The sequence below is a fragment of the Fodinibius sp. AD559 genome, from assembly GCF_052712805.1.
In genome coordinates, this window is record NZ_JBQPVW010000005.1 from 218,207 (window position 1) to 234,990 (window position 16,784).

The 16,784-nt window shown below is 39.1% G+C and carries 24 protein-coding genes; 3 read left to right on the forward strand and 21 right to left on the reverse strand.

All coding sequences use genetic code 11. The annotated features are described in order from the left end of the window. Positions 1-67: 67 nt before the first annotated feature. From ACQ4LT_RS11125 to ACQ4LT_RS11200, 16 genes are all read right to left on the reverse strand, one after another. On the reverse strand, positions 68-523 hold the full coding sequence (locus ACQ4LT_RS11125; protein WP_445666122.1) for a hypothetical protein: 456 nt from the start codon (positions 521-523) through the stop codon (positions 68-70). Between the two features lie 73 nt (positions 524-596). Next, a complete protein-coding gene (locus ACQ4LT_RS11130) occupies positions 597-2,042 on the reverse strand; it encodes a lipase maturation factor family protein (protein WP_445666123.1) in 1,446 nt (481 codons plus the stop codon). A gap of 164 nt (positions 2,043-2,206) precedes the next feature. After that, positions 2,207-2,383, reverse strand: a complete 177-nt coding sequence (locus ACQ4LT_RS11135; RefSeq protein ID WP_445666124.1) for a hypothetical protein — start codon at positions 2,381-2,383, stop codon at positions 2,207-2,209. 133 nt (positions 2,384-2,516) lie between these two features. Further along, the gene (locus ACQ4LT_RS11140) at positions 2,517-2,777 is read right to left on the reverse strand and encodes a hypothetical protein (protein ID WP_445666125.1); all 261 of its coding nucleotides are present in this window, start codon (positions 2,775-2,777) and stop codon (positions 2,517-2,519) included. Positions 2,778-2,835: 58 nt separating this feature from the next. Next, entirely contained in the window at positions 2,836-3,033 is a 198-nt protein-coding gene (locus ACQ4LT_RS11145; protein WP_445666126.1) for a hypothetical protein, read from the reverse strand. A 282-nt stretch (positions 3,034-3,315) separates the two neighbouring features. Beyond that, the gene (locus tag ACQ4LT_RS11150; RefSeq protein WP_445666127.1) at positions 3,316-3,969 is read right to left on the reverse strand and encodes a toxin-antitoxin system YwqK family antitoxin; all 654 of its coding nucleotides are present in this window, start codon (positions 3,967-3,969) and stop codon (positions 3,316-3,318) included. Between the two features lie 103 nt (positions 3,970-4,072). Then, positions 4,073-4,534: a hypothetical protein gene (locus tag ACQ4LT_RS11155; RefSeq protein ID WP_445666128.1), complete on the reverse strand. Its 462-nt coding sequence runs from the start codon at positions 4,532-4,534 to the stop codon at positions 4,073-4,075. Positions 4,535-4,791: 257 nt separating this feature from the next. After that, a complete protein-coding gene (locus ACQ4LT_RS11160) occupies positions 4,792-5,082 on the reverse strand; it encodes a DUF5808 domain-containing protein (protein ID WP_445666129.1) in 291 nt (96 codons plus the stop codon). 178 nt (positions 5,083-5,260) lie between these two features. After that, positions 5,261-5,713, reverse strand: coding sequence for a hypothetical protein (locus tag ACQ4LT_RS11165; protein WP_445666130.1), 453 nt, complete (start codon positions 5,711-5,713; stop codon positions 5,261-5,263). Between the two features lie 231 nt (positions 5,714-5,944). Further along, a complete protein-coding gene (locus ACQ4LT_RS11170) occupies positions 5,945-6,385 on the reverse strand; it encodes a DUF5694 domain-containing protein (protein ID WP_445666131.1) in 441 nt (146 codons plus the stop codon). Further along, positions 6,366-7,034: a hypothetical protein gene (locus tag ACQ4LT_RS11175; protein ID WP_445666132.1), complete on the reverse strand. Its 669-nt coding sequence runs from the start codon at positions 7,032-7,034 to the stop codon at positions 6,366-6,368. The genes ACQ4LT_RS11170 and ACQ4LT_RS11175 overlap by 20 nt, the downstream gene beginning before the upstream one ends. 23 nt (positions 7,035-7,057) lie before the next feature. Continuing rightward, complete coding sequence (locus ACQ4LT_RS11180; RefSeq protein ID WP_445666133.1) at positions 7,058-7,378, reverse strand: antibiotic biosynthesis monooxygenase; 321 nt, start codon at positions 7,376-7,378, stop codon at positions 7,058-7,060. Positions 7,379-7,469: 91 nt separating this feature from the next. After that, positions 7,470-7,595 carry a hypothetical protein gene (locus tag ACQ4LT_RS11185; protein WP_445666134.1) on the reverse strand — a complete coding sequence of 42 codons (126 nt, stop codon included), beginning with the start codon at positions 7,593-7,595 and terminating at the stop codon, positions 7,470-7,472. Between the two features lie 340 nt (positions 7,596-7,935). After that, positions 7,936-8,262 (reverse strand): hypothetical protein, encoded by a 327-nt coding sequence (locus ACQ4LT_RS11190; RefSeq protein ID WP_445666135.1) that lies wholly within the window; start codon positions 8,260-8,262, stop codon positions 7,936-7,938. Between the two features lie 43 nt (positions 8,263-8,305). Then, a complete protein-coding gene (locus tag ACQ4LT_RS11195; protein ID WP_445666136.1) occupies positions 8,306-8,896 on the reverse strand; it encodes a hypothetical protein in 591 nt (196 codons plus the stop codon). A gap of 94 nt (positions 8,897-8,990) precedes the next feature. After that, a complete protein-coding gene (locus ACQ4LT_RS11200; protein WP_445666137.1) occupies positions 8,991-11,072 on the reverse strand; it encodes a TonB-dependent receptor family protein in 2,082 nt (693 codons plus the stop codon). A gap of 168 nt (positions 11,073-11,240) precedes the next feature. Here ACQ4LT_RS11200 and ACQ4LT_RS11205 point away from each other — a divergent pair, with 168 nt between their 5' ends. Together ACQ4LT_RS11205 and ACQ4LT_RS11210 are read left to right on the forward strand one after the other, a co-directional pair. Next, positions 11,241-11,552: a DUF2752 domain-containing protein gene (locus ACQ4LT_RS11205; protein ID WP_445666138.1), complete on the forward strand. Its 312-nt coding sequence runs from the start codon at positions 11,241-11,243 to the stop codon at positions 11,550-11,552. Positions 11,553-11,556: 4 nt separating this feature from the next. Next, positions 11,557-11,901: a TM2 domain-containing protein gene (locus ACQ4LT_RS11210; RefSeq protein WP_445666139.1), complete on the forward strand. Its 345-nt coding sequence runs from the start codon at positions 11,557-11,559 to the stop codon at positions 11,899-11,901. 3 nt (positions 11,902-11,904) lie between these two features. On the opposite strand, the gene ACQ4LT_RS11215 is transcribed toward ACQ4LT_RS11210, so the two are convergent. The 5 genes from ACQ4LT_RS11215 to ACQ4LT_RS11235 form a co-directional block, all read right to left on the reverse strand. Continuing rightward, positions 11,905-12,747, reverse strand: coding sequence for a DUF5777 family beta-barrel protein (locus ACQ4LT_RS11215; protein WP_445666140.1), 843 nt, complete (start codon positions 12,745-12,747; stop codon positions 11,905-11,907). A 12-nt stretch (positions 12,748-12,759) separates the two neighbouring features. After that, positions 12,760-13,335, reverse strand: coding sequence for a YceI family protein (locus ACQ4LT_RS11220; protein WP_445666141.1), 576 nt, complete (start codon positions 13,333-13,335; stop codon positions 12,760-12,762). 14 nt (positions 13,336-13,349) lie between these two features. Beyond that, entirely contained in the window at positions 13,350-13,796 is a 447-nt protein-coding gene (locus ACQ4LT_RS11225; protein WP_445666142.1) for a c-type cytochrome domain-containing protein, read from the reverse strand. A 98-nt stretch (positions 13,797-13,894) separates the two neighbouring features. After that, the gene (locus tag ACQ4LT_RS11230; protein WP_445666143.1) at positions 13,895-15,175 is read right to left on the reverse strand and encodes an outer membrane beta-barrel protein; all 1,281 of its coding nucleotides are present in this window, start codon (positions 15,173-15,175) and stop codon (positions 13,895-13,897) included. 4 nt (positions 15,176-15,179) lie between these two features. Continuing rightward, positions 15,180-15,623, reverse strand: a complete 444-nt coding sequence (locus ACQ4LT_RS11235; RefSeq protein ID WP_445666144.1) for an RNA polymerase sigma factor — start codon at positions 15,621-15,623, stop codon at positions 15,180-15,182. A 422-nt stretch (positions 15,624-16,045) separates the two neighbouring features. On the opposite strand from ACQ4LT_RS11235, the gene ACQ4LT_RS11240 reads away from it, so the two are divergent. Then, positions 16,046-16,768, forward strand: a complete 723-nt coding sequence (locus tag ACQ4LT_RS11240; protein ID WP_445666145.1) for a Bax inhibitor-1/YccA family protein — start codon at positions 16,046-16,048, stop codon at positions 16,766-16,768. The last annotated feature ends 16 nt before the right edge of the window (positions 16,769-16,784 follow it).

Genomic DNA, 16,784 nt, shown 5'->3' on the forward strand with positions numbered 1-16,784 from the left:
GAAGCCCGAAGTTACGGTGTACATCAATAATTAGTGATGTTAAAATTGACCTTAGTATCCCAAAATATTAGCTGGCCAACAAATATAAGACGGCAAAACGCGCATTTTCTTTGATATTGCAGCCAGGATCGGGCGCAAAAAAGTTGAGGGTTATTGGATCTTCGTTATGTTGGTTTGGTAACATTGATGCATTGGTAATAATACCTGCTTTACGAGCATGTGGATGTAAATTTATAAATGCTATGGTGTCTCCTGCTTCTTTGATAGTTTCATTCATGCTTGCCTGGTAGTGTCCCTGAGGGAGGTTCCACCATCCGTAATCGTCACCTTGATTCTTCTGCGGCTTGATTAACTCCTTCTCTGCTGCCTCAAATTCACTGCCTCCAAAATCAAGCGACCCGGCCTTCGTGAATTTATAAATACTATCTATAGTTAAATCGAAATGTGTTTTGTGTTGCTGGGTATCTTTGTGAATAATAGAATGAAGATGGTTGCGAAGCTCATCAGATTTTAGGAAAAACATAGCGTAATACTTTATTGTGAATGGTTAGGGATTTTCAACAAAAAATGAAGAATTTATGATTCCTTTACGAATATTAATTGCTAAAATGCTGTAAGTCATCAGTTGATTGAGGGGGTAAATATATGCGTTCAAAGCTCCGCCTCCACCAGTTGCCGGTTTCTTTATATTCTTTTTGACTGGTAAATTGATACTGAAAAAGACGTACTCGTATATAATTGGGAGATTTATTGTTAAAGGGATTATTTGATAAAAGTTTTAATATGTCTTTATCGGCTTTTAACAATTTATAAATGAATTTCAAAAGCCAGGTGTTGGACCGAATGGAAGTCATGGCTGCAAACCATATCTGCCAGTCAAGCCGAAGATGGTAGGGAGCCCACTGGCTGGGTATTTGTTTTGGGTTACCGGGCTTCCCTTTAAATTCATATGCTTTCCAGGTTGTTTTTGTATCAAGCTGATGGTCGGTGGTCCCTTCAATTACGATCTCATATCGAGTTCGGGTTACCGATCCAAATGCACCGTAGGTATTGACTAAGTGCAGCGGGTTAAAGCTCGCATTCATCCGCTGCTGAGGAGAAATCAAGTTCTTAATGGGACCAATGCTTAGATAGGCTACAATGATCCCAACAATCATTGAAATGATTTCCAGTATAAAACTATCGTAGAGTTCGGGCGGCAGAGAAACGGGCATCAGGAAGGCTAAGTATTGGTTACTTATACCACTGAATGCCAGTAGGAGAGTCAGCCAGTTTAACCAGGCGTAATTTCCGCTTATAATGAGGTAGAGCTGAGATAAAATGATTAATAGCGCTCCGATAGTAGCAAATGGCTGAGGTAAAAACAGTAACCAAACGGCTCCCAATTGCACAATATGATTACATAGCGTTTCAAACTTGTGGATTTTTTCGGGAAGTAAATGAAAAAATCTGCTTAGTGGATTAGGCATCGGCTGGGTTTCGTGGTGATAGTTGAGGCAGGTTAGGTTGCTCCAGCACTCATCGCCGCGCATTTTTATGAGTCCGGCTCCAAATTCGACTCGAAAGACCAACCAGCGCAGGATAAATACCATAATTATGGAACTTTCGTACTGTATGGGACCGAGAAAAATAGCGTAAAACCCGGCTTCCAGCAGCAGCGATTCCCATCCGAAACCGTAAAAGAGCTGACCAACATTTACAATTGAGAGGTAGAGTACCCAAAGAAAAAACCAGATCAGCATGGAAAGCCATAAAGGGCCTACATCAGAAATGCCGAAAGCCGCAAGTAAGGAAAGGGTAAATCCTGCCCAGGCAATTAGGCTAAAAAAGCGATCGGAATAATGCCAGTGAAAAATGCTGGGAGATCTCTTGAACGGGATACGGTTTACAAAACGGGGGACAGGCAGTAAGCCATTTTCTCCCAATAGCGGCCTGAATTGATTTATCGCAACCAGGAAGGCAATTGCATAGATGAAACCCAGTCCTCGCTGAATTATGAAGGTGCTAAGCCAATATTCTGACTGATATAACCCTTCAATCATAACAAGAGCTTTTATATGTGTGTAGAGCTTAATGCATTATGCATAAAGGATATAAAAATATTGTAGTGTCTTATTTTATATCAAGTAGATAGTTATTTTTCCATTCAAATAAAAAAAGCTGCTCCTCAGAATTGAAGAGCAGCTTTATAGAAACAAAAAAGTGATTAATAGGAGTTGCTTCGTGTATAGCTTGTGCAGTTACCGTTTTCCTTTCCATCTTTTTTACATTCTTCTTTGTCTTCAAATCCGCCATCGGAGTAGGCTTCAATATCACCATTTTTGGAGGTTTGTCTCCATCTCCATTCACCTTTGGCATCTTGGTAAATTTCACATCGTGGCATAGAGCTTTGCTACCTTTATTTACTTAAAATTATAACTACTTATGTAAATAATGATTCTATTCACTATTTACAAAATTTGAACGTGTATAATTGTAAATTATTCGGAAGTTTGTTAAAAAAACACCTAAAAAGCTTAACTGCTATTCAACTTCAGGTAATAACTGTATTCAGAGGAAAAAATTAATTCAAATCCATTTACGTGGCTTACTATGGCAAGCATCAGGAACAGAAGTCCGGATATAATGAATACAATATTTGCGCCTTGCAACAGATGAAAATATAATCGTGAGTATTGATCACGAATAATTTTCTTTTGAAACTCTTTCCGATTGTTGATATACGCTCGAAAACTAAAGAAGATGATTATCAGGGCACCAGAACCGATCCAGATCATAAAACTTTTTTTAGTTTTATAGGTACAAATGGATCAGGGTGTTCCTGAAAAATCAGGGTCAGGGCAGAAGTTTAAAATCGTATTCTACATTGTCTTTAATTTCCATATTTGGAAGATCGATGGGTACATCGTGTTCATCAGCCTCCTTTTTCAATTTGGTATAGAAAGTTCTCGACAAAAGTAGCCGCTGGTATTCTACCCCTTTTTCATTGATATAATCTGTGATAGCATCACGAAGTCGATCCATTTTTTCCATAAATGTAATAGTCCTTAGATAAAATTGGTTAACTGTTCCAAACATAACATAAAAAAAGCAGATCAGTAAGGTAGAAGTTTAAAAAGGCAGGGTAGCTTACCCACAGGATTTAAAGGGGGTATGGCTGTCCGCTTTTTTTATCACTTGGTCTGGCAGGAATTAAATAATTCAATAAAAAGTCTCCCTCCTAAATATCGGAGTATTATACAAGTGCAAGTGTGGGTCAGAAAAGTAAATGTGAATAATGTGCATTAGCTAATAAAATGGTTACGATTCTTCCATTCATTTTTCTGTAACGAGTTCCCCCATATCGTAAACCTGCTCACTGGTAACATTTCCTTCTTTATCCCACTCTTTGAACGTTCCGTGTTTAACACCATCGGTATACAGCTGCTCGGATTTTATCTGACCATTCTCGTACCATGTAGCCGATTTCCCATGTAATTTTCCATCCTTTAATTGCATTTCAAATTGCGGCTGGCCATTTTTGTACCACTGTTTCATAACCGTTTGATCAGTTTTCACTCTCTGGGTTCCGTCCTCGTCCCAAGTTTGGAACGCTATTCGATCAGATAGATCGTCACCATGGAGGGTTACCATCCTGGGCTGGCTGCTTGTGGTGTAATAGGATGTTTTCATGAGGCCATTTTCAGTTGTGTAACGGATTGTTAGCACCCCATCACTATGGAAAATTTTACCCTCCGAAATCATCCCGTCACTGAACGTTATATCGGCTTGGAGGGACCCATTTTGATAGTTGGACCTGTAGTGCCCGTTAGCCGGTTGCCCGGATTCGTCAATATAGAGGTTGAGCTCTTCAGAAACGGAAATATCACTGAAGATTTCTTCAACATGGCCTGTATATTCTTCGGAAATTTCTTGGCTGCAGCCAGTAAGCAATAAAAGTATAAATAGTACTGAAGTTAGTTGTCTCATAATCTTGATTTAAGTTGATAAGTAACGAACGGAAAGTTAAAAACCCCAAAATTAGCAAGACCAGGTGAGATACGTCCCTTTAATGCACGTTATGTACCCAAAGTTATTGTTTATAAGTAATTTCTTTAGAACTGGTTAATTGCTGAAGATAGTTTTTTAGATTTTTCATCTGGTCATCTGTATAAATAGGAAGTTGGATTCTTTCAGTAGAGCCAATACCCTTTGTTAATTCAATTCTGTTCTTTTTTACTTCAATAGCTTTAACTGAGGCCCAATCATATTCTTTTTTACCACTCAAGAAGGAATAGTTTTTTAGGGAAATTCCTTTATCATCAATGATAAGAACTTTTTTTCCAGCTGTATCTGGATAAAAAGCAAACACAAGACTAAGTGTTACACCGGTGAATGAATTGATCCAATCGATTGTACCTTCATATCTATATTTGAAGAGTATAGCTCCAATAAAGAACCCAAGCATTAGCGTCCCTATAAAGCGGATTATTTTTATATAAATCGTATTGCTATCAACTTTCAATTCAAACGGTTCCATTTTTTCTCCCTTCATTAAAATTGATTACTAATGGTTGAAAATTTTGTATAACGATATTGCGGTCTATTACGCCGAAGTAGCTAAGCTACGTAGGCTGTACATAAGCTGCAGGCCCTGTGGAATGCCACTTTGTGACCCCGCTCTGCGGGATTCCAGAGGGTAGGCGCCAGAGCGTTGAAACTGTTTGCAAAATGAAAGATTAACTAATAAATGGAAGAGAGGCAAAGGGATGACGGGGCCTGTCTGAGTAAATACGTTGGTTAGGGTAACTTTTACCCTTGCTGAAGAATAATTAATACAACAAAACCACCAATCACCAAAATAGCAGCAATAATTGATACGGGATTTGCAAAATTTATTGTAAACCCACCACCTGTTTGTTTGGGTACGAAAATCCTATTGTCATCTAAATTGAAATAAAAAAGATGCCAATGAAAATGCTCTGTTTCTGTAATTGTTACTTGACCTCTATTTTGTTGGTTAAATTTTTGCGAAGTTATAGAACCATAGATCATAAAACCAACTATAATCGCAAGAATTCCTATGATTATAAAAAGTGTCATGATGAAAGTGGTTTATATTGTCCTTTATAGTAGTACCCCTAACGACATTGCGCATAACCGGCGCACGGACTGTTGTTAATTCAATTTCCAGTTTACTATTTGACGCTAAGAAAACAAAACGGGCAAGAGAGGGCGAGGTGCGTCCGAGTTAATGCGCTGGTTAGGGTGCTGGCATGTTTTATTTTGATATTTCAAAATTATTCGAAGTCAATTCTCTCTGTTTATTTTGGTCTTTTTGACTAGCTACTACATCAAGTCGGTACGTTCCAGACGCTAAATCATTTTTATCGAATAGGTTCAAATTGACACCAGTCTCTATCTTTTCTCCCGGCTCAACTTTAACAGGACTTTTAGCATATTGAGGGCAAAAAATAGGAATTGAAATAGATTTCCAGTTTTTATTTTCATGCTTTTGCATTTCAGCTATTGTACATATCTGATAGCTAAGAAAAAGAGTTTGGTCAGATTTATTTTTAAATGTAGCGTTGACGGTATCTTTTAAAGAGTATTCAGTTTTGTCCGTTTTAAACTGGTATTCAAAACGCTGCCCTTCGTCATAAGAATTGAAAACGTTACATGCACCTATAAATACTAAAAAAATGAGAAATGATATGAAGTTTAGCTTTTTCATATTGATCAAAGTTAAATTTAACCTATAAGCATTGATAATGCTAATAGTAGAGTTTTACTTTTTGATACACATATTTTTGGAGAAATAACTACTTCATTTTTTTAAAGCAGCCTAACCTTAGCATATTCATATTATAATCCATGGTAGATATCTAAACCGTAATATACAAAAGAGGGCAAGGAGATGGTGAGCTCTGCCTGTGTTAATCCGCGGGCTATACGGCATTTATACCTAATATTCTATTAGATCACTTAGATGTATCACTTCAATTTCCATCATTTTTTTTAGGTATGAGTCAAGAAATGACTTATGAGAAGCCCCTATAGTAATTAAAACGCGTCCGCCGGGCTCACGAGCAGTTGCAGAACGAATATGAGCAGCAATTCTCAGGTTGCGTTCTTCCCAAAGAGCCAGCCGGGAGCGCAGGGTTTCATTAGGTGTTTCAAGAAAAATATTACGCCATTGTCTTTCTTTGTCCCTATTAACAAAGGCAGGGGAATTCATATACTTATATAACGGAAGCCATGTGCTGTCTTCGACTCCTTGTTCCAAAAGATTTTCCTGTTTGACTAAATATGGAGCATTTCTTAGTGCTTGTACCGTAGAATCATCTAATGCTTCTTCAAGTTGAAGTTCAATTTCATCATAATAATCATTTCTCCAAATGATCATCTATTGGATATACCCGCTGGAGATTCAATCGGTGAGCAAGCCGAAGGGAGATCGATGTAGTTTCGTCTGCAGCGTTGAGGATTTTCCTGAGACCTTCAACGGTACTTTGGGGAATAACCGATTGATTCGATTGATCCTCCTCACTCAGATAAGACCATTGCAGGACAGCGGTATGCAATCGGTAGGATGCAAGCAGATGGTTGATCAATTCTAACCTTGTACTATTAGCAATTTCTTTTGCACTTTGCACGTTCCCCAACAGAGAATCGGCTTTCATGTCTGCATCTTGCCAAGAAATATCAAGAGCCTTTTGCGCTGCTGATCCATACTTAAGTTGTTCTTTTGCAAAAGAAATGAGCCATGACTCATAAGGGCCGCCCCTCCGTTCCATTTCGGCAATCTGGGCACCTGAAAGTTCTTCTACGCCAATTATAGTAGGCGAATAGTTTTCCAAAATATTAATTAACGAATCAACAAGCGTTGGATAAAAATCGTCTTCATAGTGGCTAATGTGATGCGTCGCTAAAACAAGGACTTTCGTTTTGTTAATGTCGTCTCTTGTGGCCGATGATGCCTCTGAAGACTGGCCAACAGCGCTATCAGATAAAGCGAAACTAAAAATTGATAATAATATTAAAACTAAACGCATAACATATTAGTGTTATGTATATATTATTTATACTCTCTATGCTCTGTAACTTCGTAATGCTGTGCGTGATCATCGTATCTTTTTAGAACTTTCTTCGCGTTAGCAGGCACATAGGAATGCTCATAATCTTCTCCTGCGAATTCCTTGACTCCGTCCCAGGAATCAAACGACATAATAGTAATAAACTCAACTTCTTCTTCATGAGGCCTTCTCAATAATTGAAAACTCTTGTAGCCATCTATTTCCTTCTCAGCTATTCCCGGAAGTACTTCGTCGCGGAGAAGTTGTTCATATTCACTTGCATTTTCATGAGTTGTCCATCCATGCCAAATTCTACAAATCATCGTATATTTTTTATTTGTGTACCTAATCTTGGTTTATCCATACTAAAGCCAATAGTAGATATCTGAATCCCAATATGCAAAAGGGAAGCTCTCAATTCAATGCTTCTGGCGGGGCACCTTCCTCATCCTCTGAATCTGCAAAGAATACGTAAAGTACACCTGCCGCTACTATTACGGACAGCACTTCTATAGCCAGGGTGCCAACGGCAATATGCAACCGCTTTGCTGGGTGTCGTAGATCTGAACATAGGTCATGGGCGACTGATATATCGGACTCCATCTGAGTTCATGTGATGATTCGATGCGCCACGGACAAAGAAAGACCAAAACCAAAATAAGTCCTGAAACGGCAGTTGCCACTACGGTATTTTGTTGTTCGTTTATCTTGTGGGAGATATTGTACTATTCGTGGGTATAATATCTTATTTCACATCCCGAATCCATCGTAAATTTAAAACTAAAACACCTAAGGGAGAGGATATTATAAAAATGTAAAATTTGGGATTTGATATAAGGTTGTGATTGGCGGGCAAACCCATCCATAGAGTGGGGATTGGTTACTTTTGATCCAGCTTACGCTGAGTCAGGTAAGAAATTAGCCAAATTATACCCCATCCAGCGCCGGCATACCACCACTGAAAATAAAGGAGCACTCCTGTATTGGTGGCATATAAAAGATGGGTAAACCATTCGGGAGCAGGCGTTTTAGCTTTATTCATCATATTCATAAAGCCATCCCCAAAATAGACGAGCAGTTTAACAAAAAGCAGTAATCCCGTATATCCCCAAACAAGGCCATTTAAGAAGATGTTAGAATATAGTACTGCAGCGATAATGGCAATGGTTGCCAGGATATCAACAATAACATCTTTAATCCACGACATAGAAAAGATATTCTTTAATTGGATGTGATTTTATTGCATCCAATTAAAGGATTGTAAGGCTTTTTATCCAAACTAATTCGCTGGAATCTTTCCCAATATCATCTCTTTTTAACGAACTTTTGAGTGTCCATCCCTCTTTGGGAGAGGTGGCATTGACCAAATAGCCTTCGATACGAATAATATGACCTTCTCTGAGTGTGTTTATCTTCTCTCTTATCTGCTTGGTTGAGCCGATTAGATGCATGTTTGAGGCATTTTTCCACATCTCGTTTTTCTTGATAGGGGGTTTTGCCATCTCGTAATAAAATGAGCGATCGGACTGACGAACCATTAATGAATTTAGATTACGCTCATCAGACATTGGTCCCCAACCAACCACAATATCGGTAGGCATGAGCTCTGAATACTGGTCGAAATAGTAATTTTTAATGGAAAGCACCCGTGCTTCGAGATCAATATTGGCTTTGGGTGTTATTTCAAAACCCTTGTAAGTAAATTTATCGGCATTATAAGTAGCTTCCTGAACAGGGGTTTCAGGGGCTACTACACCAGGTCCATGCTCTACCGGACGTGTTGTCCAGTAATAGTAGATTCCACCAATCAATAAAATGATAAAAAGAAAGTGTTTAATCATAATAGGCTCTCGTTTACTATCATGTTTATATAATCAAGATAGTAAACGTGCTATTTGTTACAAGTTAAAATGGATTTATGTAGATTAGGTCTTTTTAAAAGTTTACCGAGATACCTGTCTGCCAGTTTCTGCCGGGCGCTGGCTCAAAATATCGCCCCCCAAAAGCGTTTACAGTAACAGAGCCGTTGTATCTGGTATTAAATAGGTTGTTGATATCCATAAATGGCTGAACTTCAACATCTTGCGTACTGAAAATATTTCGAAAGCTGAATGAAGCATCAAACACATTGTACGCCTCATTTTCTGCAGTATTTAGATTATTAGCCATATAACTACTAACATGCTTATAGGTGAGCGAAAGCAAAAAGTTCCCGGGATTCCAGCTTACTTTACCATTCAGTCGAAAAGGAGCAATGCCCGGAACTTCGTTTCCTTTTAATGAGAGGCTATCGACTGTTTTGGCTTGTTTAAATTTAGCTTTCATAACGGTTGTGTTGGCTGATATTTTTAGATCCCGGTGGATCTGCCATCCAAGTTGTGCTTCAATACCGGTGTGGCGAGTTTCTCCCTGATTCTGATAAAAGGTAGGGCCATTGTTTTCAAGCTGATAGGGAAATAGTAGGTCCTCAATCCAGAGCCGATAGAATGTTAGGTCATAAGTAAGAGTGCGGGATTGGATACTGCCCCTGATTCCGGTTTCTAACCCTACAGTTTGTTCGGGTTTTAAGTTTGGATTAAAACCATTACCGCCCCCCGGTCTATTAACCAGTTCGGTTGTAGTTGGAGCTTCGAATGATGTGCTAATATTTGCAAATATATTTTGATTCCCTGGCAGATAGTTAATTCCCAAGCTTGGACTTAATGACTGAAAGGTACGATCACCGGACTGTGAAGCCGTGTTGGCATCGGTACTGAAATTTATTCTGTCGTATCGCAAACCACCCAGAATATTGAATTTCCCTATCGAATAGGTTGCTGTAGAAAAGATAGCTTGGTTCCAAACCTCTTCAACTTGATTTACGGTTATAGCACCCCGTTTAGCATCCCCTGTATTCTCAAACTCTTCGCGATCGTCACTTTGGAACTTTGTTTCAAGACCAATTTTTATTTTAAACTGATTCCAATCTTTATCAAAAGTAGTTCGCAATCCTCCGGCCGAACGATTTACGGTAATAATCCCAAAGGGCAGGGGATTTGTTAAATCTCGATAAATACCATAACCGGTGATATCCAATGTACCTGCACTGGTTTCAAGCATATATGATAAACCCGCTTGCTGCTGTGTTAGTTGTTTTCCGGCTCCTGCATCAACAAAAGAAGAGACTGCATTCGTGGGATTGTTTTCAGCATCTTGCGCAGTCAGAGCACTGGGATGCTGAGCATTGGGCATATTGATAGTTGCTGCCTGGTACTCAAGCCGACTTTTGGAAGTAAGATTGACAGAACCCGTAACTCCTGAACGAAATACTTGGGCAGCGCTGTAATTCCGAAATCCATCAGTATTTAAATAACTCGTGTACCCATTAACCTGATGATTGGAACCTGAAACAGAAAATTGTCCTTCAACTTTCTGGGTACCATAGGAACCCGCCATTGTTTTTAATCTGAAATTGTTTTCTTCATTTGCCGAAGGAATTGTTGACAGATATAATACTCCACCGCTGCTGTTTCCCCAGTAAGTAGCGGCTGGACCGCGAAGGAGCTCAGCCCGGCGAATAAAACCGGGATCGACAATGTTGAGCATCGTTTGTCCATCGGCTACAGTTAAAGGCATATCATTCAGTACAACCTGAACGCCGCGAACGCCAAAGGCAGCACGCCAACCCACACCTCGAATAGTGAGTCGTTCTCCCAACGCATAATTTTGGCGATCACTGACCCAAATACCGGGCATTTGCTGGCTTATATCTTCCAGCGACAGGGTAGCCCTACCATTGAGTTCATTCAAATCTCTTGATAGCGTACTCAAAGCCACAGGAGCTTCTGTCGTGCTTATCACAGAATGCATAGCCGTAACTTCAATTGGCTCCAGGTCAACCTTTAAACTGTCATCAATCTCTTGGGCATGAGCGGTAATTGAGAGGGATAAAAAGAAAACCGTGTATAAAAATAGATGACGGCTAAAGGTATTCAAAAGCGGAAGAGGGTTGAGGTCTAATTGGGTTTGTTTAATCATGCTTTTTATTGGAGATTTAAATCATCAGATAATTCAGACGTGTTAACAAAGCGGGATAGATAGTAATTCCTGAATTTCAGTTCCAATCAAATAAAAATTTCTTACACTTTTAACTTTTATTTACTTCTTTGTTGTAACCTCAACTAATGAATGATCGTACTCACTACTATGATAAAAGAATCCATAGCACATTTTTATCGAAATTACTTTGAAATTGCTGCCTTTAGTATGGGACTACTGTTGATGGGATTGATGGATCCATATACTACCAGCGGCCCGGGACTGTGCTTGTTGGAAAATCTGAGCTTCCCGTATTGTCCGGGAGATGGATTGGGACATTCGATATCTTTTATTTTTCGAGGTGAATTTGATAATGCGTTGGAAGCAAATATCTTAGGGCCTTTTGCCTTAATTGTTTTATCGGGAAGAATTTTTTACCTGTTTTCTCAAAACTATTTAAATTATAACAAAACTGAATAATATTATGGCTAATGTGATAGATTATTTACCTGAACTTGAGGGGGATGAGGCGGCTTATATCTCTAAGGTGATGGAATCTATGGATGAAAAGTCGGCTGATCGATTTGCGAAAGTTTATAGAGCGCGAAGAAAAGATCCGCAGACCATTTTATTAACCGCTCTCGTCGGATTTTTTGGAGTAGCAGGTATCCATCGATTTCTTGTTGGCCAATTGGGAATGGGGCTTTTATATCTGTTTACTGCGGGACTCTGTTTTATTGGGACGATAGTGGATGTTATCAACTACAAGAATTTGGCTTTTGAGTATAATAGAGAAGTTGCCCGGGAAGCTGTTTCGCTGATACAATAGTATTTACAAACCGAATATTCGGTTGACATTAAATCCAAATCGAAAGTCCCCGGCCCAAAATAGTTCACGATTTTGAGCCAGTACATACTGTTCCAGGTGCCACCGGGTAGAGGTAAAAAACAGCTGGAACACATGTCCACCGGTCTGGATATTTAATCCAAGAGAAAAAGCATTATTGGTATTTAGATTTTTCTCTCCAATTATAGGGTAATATTCTGCTATAAATCCGAATCGTTCGGATAGATTAATTTGGGTTCCCATACCAAGAGAAAAAAGATGGTTGTTATCTCCTGTATCGACTGAAGTGAAATATCCATACATCGGAGACAACTGAAAACTGATCTGTTCATTAAATTTTTTAGATATAATGGCAGATGTTAGTGTACTTATATCATCTTTAAAGGGTTGCCTGTTTTCCTGCGTAACTATCCCTAAATCTCCTTTTAAAGATATACTAATCGGTTTTGATCCATCCGTATTTTGCCGCAACAGGGCATATTTCGTTCGAAAATCAACCACATTGAAAAGGGAGGAGCGACCAATTCCAGCTGACCATCTATTAGTAAGACCAAAATCGAGTCCTAAGCGCACGTTTTGAATATTATCCAGTCCAAAAAAGTTTTGGATAGGATTGGTAGTAGCAATTCCAAAATTGTGCATAATGGTAACGTTCAGATTTCCAGCCGGCAAATGTTCTGTAGTAGCCTGAGAAATTAGAGTTGGTGTCCAAAAAGTTTCTACCGGTTCAACAACGTTAGCTCGTTCTCTTTCCATCTGAGCCATGCTCTGTATCGAGAAAAGCAGAAGAATAACAGGTGCCAAAAATATTTTAAGTTGAGCTTTCATTGGTTTAAGAAATTAATTGGGGATTAATGTAGCAGCAATAGAAACGTCTATTTTTTCACTTACGCGGTAAAATAAAATACCGGGAGGTTTAATATTGTAGTCTTTCATATTTAGGGTCCAGGAAGCCTCGACGTGTATTCCTTCCGGTACTTTTTTAAGTGTCCCTGTAATTGTTGTCTGTTTTGAAACTCCGTGAACGGTGAATTCACCTTCTACCGTAACTTCTTTTGGTTGAGCAGTAATAGGTTTTAAATCCGAAACTATCTTGCCATAAAATTCTGCAAAGGGGTATTTATGGGCCTCAAGCGTTCTCATCATGTCATTATCTCTTTTCCCAATTCCCGTTTTCAAGGTATTTATATCCACGTAAAAATCGGCGATTGAATCTTGAAGAGTTATTTTACCTACCAAGTGATCCGATACTCCTGTAAAAGAATGCAATGGCACAGATGAGTCAAACTCTACGTGTCCCGATTCAGTCATATAACTCTGGGCTGAACCCAATATGGGAATAGTAAGCAAGAACAGAGCAAAAAGGAATCCGGATAGCATGTACCTTTTTTTATTCATTAGTTTCTTAGTGTTCATGGCAATATAAATAATTAATTATCCGGAGCACCGTCTTCAATCCAGGCCCTGATGGAATCGATATTTGCCTGTGACAATGGATCACGTTGGTAGGGCATACGCTGGCCTTCCCGTGGGTCCGGCTCAATTTTATCAACCAGTGGACTTTCATCCGGATTACCAGGAATAATAACTTCTTGATTATACTCGGTTCCCACACTATTTATAGCATCTTCGTATGAGCTCAAGTTTACACCGTTTTGTTGAGTTCCGGAATCATGACATCCACTTACGGCACAAGAAGCTTCGAAAATGGGTAGTATATCCTGAGAAAAGCTTACATTCCGTTCTGGATCGGGGTCCGGATCGGGGTCCGGATCGGGATCAGGGCCGGTGCTATTTCCATCGCCGCCGCAGGAAATTAATACAATAGTGAGAAAGCAAATCCACATTGTAACAAGAAAGCGGGATTTCACTGACATATGTTTTTTAAACCAGGTATCAAGGGTAAAAAATGAGTTTGAATGTATCATTGATTATCCTCCGATGTGGTATTTGTGTTATTTGGATGCCTGTAGCGTTAAAAAATGTTGTAGTTGATCGATATAAATGATCCCATTGAATAGAGTTTAACATTACCCCAGCCAACTTCCTGCATAGGGATTTTGATAAATGGTTCAACACGCAGACTGATATTCTTTCTGAGATCCATTTCATATCCCAATGAGAAAACAGCATTGCTCATCCAATGGCGGGTTCCGGTTTGTTTCTGCCAGCTTTGCTGTTGGCCGCCAGCGTAGCTGTTATATTTAAACCGATAGTCTTCATTAAGCATGATGTATGAAGAGACTCCCCCGGTAGTAAAAAGTCTTGAGTTATCGAAGTGTAACACGTTGTACTTTAAGCTTATCGGGATGTCGATAAGAAGACATCGCCCGACTGTTTCTTGTGGTGCACCTCCATACGACCAGTATTCCTCGGGTGGATTATAATCGTTTCCGCTGGCTATATATTGCACCTTGGAATGTATTGCCCCGAGGGATAGAGCAATATTTTTGGTAAGATTGTATTCAACAGATAGCCCAATTTTATAACCGGGATTATAAAAATCAGAAATTCCACCAGCAGTGCTAATATCAGGTCCTCCCAAAAGCCCCACCGTCAGTCGCGGGATTTGGCGTCTGGAAAGCTTATTCTGTACGTTAAATGCATTAGAACTTTCGGGAACATTGCTATTAAGAGTTGATCGATCATTGATATTCGCTGAGGTAAAATTATTACTGGTGAAATCAGAGGCTCTAATATTAGTATGAAGATCTCCGGTAGAAAGTTGGGCTGGTTCCGACAGTATAGCCAAAGCTATAGGTTGCTGATAAGAATCTGTCATAGCGAATTGCTGTTGTGAATCTTCATTTAGGTTCTCATCAGGTTGTGAGTTTTCTTGGTTATTTTGGGTAGCGCCACCAATATTTTCTGGACTTTTCTTATCGTTAGTTCTGTCTCTGGCTGGAGTATTTGATGGATTGTAAGGGAAAGAAAAGTCAAAAAGCTCATCAGGGAATATCTCTATAGGTCCATTTTGAGGATTCGCAGTCTGTTCGTTTTCTGTTAATTGTTCGTTAAGCTGATCGATTCTTTGCTGTTGCTGATAGGTGTAGTATGCCAAAACGGAAAACAACAAAATAACTGCGGCTGCGATTGAATAGCGCTTCCAATGGCTTTTCTGTTTTTTATCAGCTTCTATGGCGTCCAGTCTGCTTTCAAGCTTAAGCCAATCCTCTTCCTTATATTCTATATCATATTCTTGAATCTTCTTTCTGAAGAATTCTTCAAGGGGATCGTTATGTTGATTATGAGCCATAATCTTAGATAAAATTTTTCTCTACAATCGATTGCAGATTCTTTTTAGCTTTTGCCAAATTCGATTTTGAGGTGCCAACTGCAATATCAAGCATATCTGCAATTTCTTTGTGCTTAAACCCTTCAATTACATAAAGATTAAAAACCGTTCTATAGGCGGGTGTAAGCTGTTGAACCATCTCAATAATTTCATCATAAGACATCCCACTTAAGACTTCTTGTTTCCGGGCGGGCTTATGATTTATTGATTCTAAATCTATCTTATTGAGCTTATTCTGATTTTTGTGATATTGATTAATAGCTGTATTCACAATTATTTGTCGCAGCCAGGGTTTAAAGGGACGATCCGGATCATACTGTTCAATATTTGTAAAAACCTTCATAAAAGCGTCATTTAATACTTCTGCGGCTTGTTCTCTGGAATCGGCATACCTAAGGGTGATGCTCATGCCATAGGCATAGAACATTTTATAAAGCTCTTTTTGACTTTTCCGCTGCCTCTTTCTACAGCCTTGTATGATCTTTTTGATCAAAACAGAACCCATCCCGTTATATATAGATTTTTAGCTTCTTCTATTTAATAATACAAGACTTTTATGGAAAGGGTTGCCTCGAACTATAGAATAATTTGAAGAAAGAGGAGGGAGGGGATAAAATAGAAGCTCCCGACCGATCAAGGTCAGGAGCTTTTTCTTTAGGGCATTTGGAGCTAAGTCGCTCCAAATTATTGCTCTTCCACTCGGCATTACGAATACCAAATTATATTGTTACGAAATAAATGAATTACAATATTTTTGATCTTAAATATTGTAATTCCTACCAGTGAGGTTGTATATTAGGCACTCAAAATTTTAATGCAATTAGTTTTTACATGAGATCAGGAAATCCAACGCTTAGTGAAAAGACATTCCAGAATATTGATAGAACCACAGTATCATCAGAAGGTAGTATGACCGTAAGCGGTACTATAAATAAAACTGGAATGCTTTTTTTAATTTTATTATTGGGAGCATCTATAAGTTGGTACCAACCATCACAACTGCTTATTTGGGGTGGAGCCATCGGTGGATTTATTGTGGCATTAGCTACTGTTTTTAAAAAGGAATGGTCTCCGTTTACAGCTCCTCTTTATGCCGGATTGGAGGGGTTATTTTTAGGTGGCATTTCGGTTATGTACGAGGCCGCTTATTCTGGGATAGTATATAATGCTATTTTATTAACACTCGGTATATTTGCAGCCATGTTGCTTGCTTATCGCTCTGGAATGATACAAGTAACCCAAAAGTTTCGGACGGGCGTAGTTGCTGCTACAGGGGGGATTTTTCTGGTTTATTTGGCCAGTTTTCTATTAAGCTTTTTTGGGATAAACATAAGCCTTATCCACGGTACAGGATTTATGGGCATAGGATTTAGCCTCATCATTGTAGGCGTTGCTGCTCTAAATCTTGCCCTTGATTTTGATATGATCGAAAAGGGGGCTCAGGCAAACGCTCCCAAATATTTTGAATGGTATACCTCATTTGGTTTGATGGTTACCCTTGTCTGGCTATATCTCGAAATTTTGCGGCTGCTTGCCAAGCTACAACAAAGATAAATATAGAACCACCTAT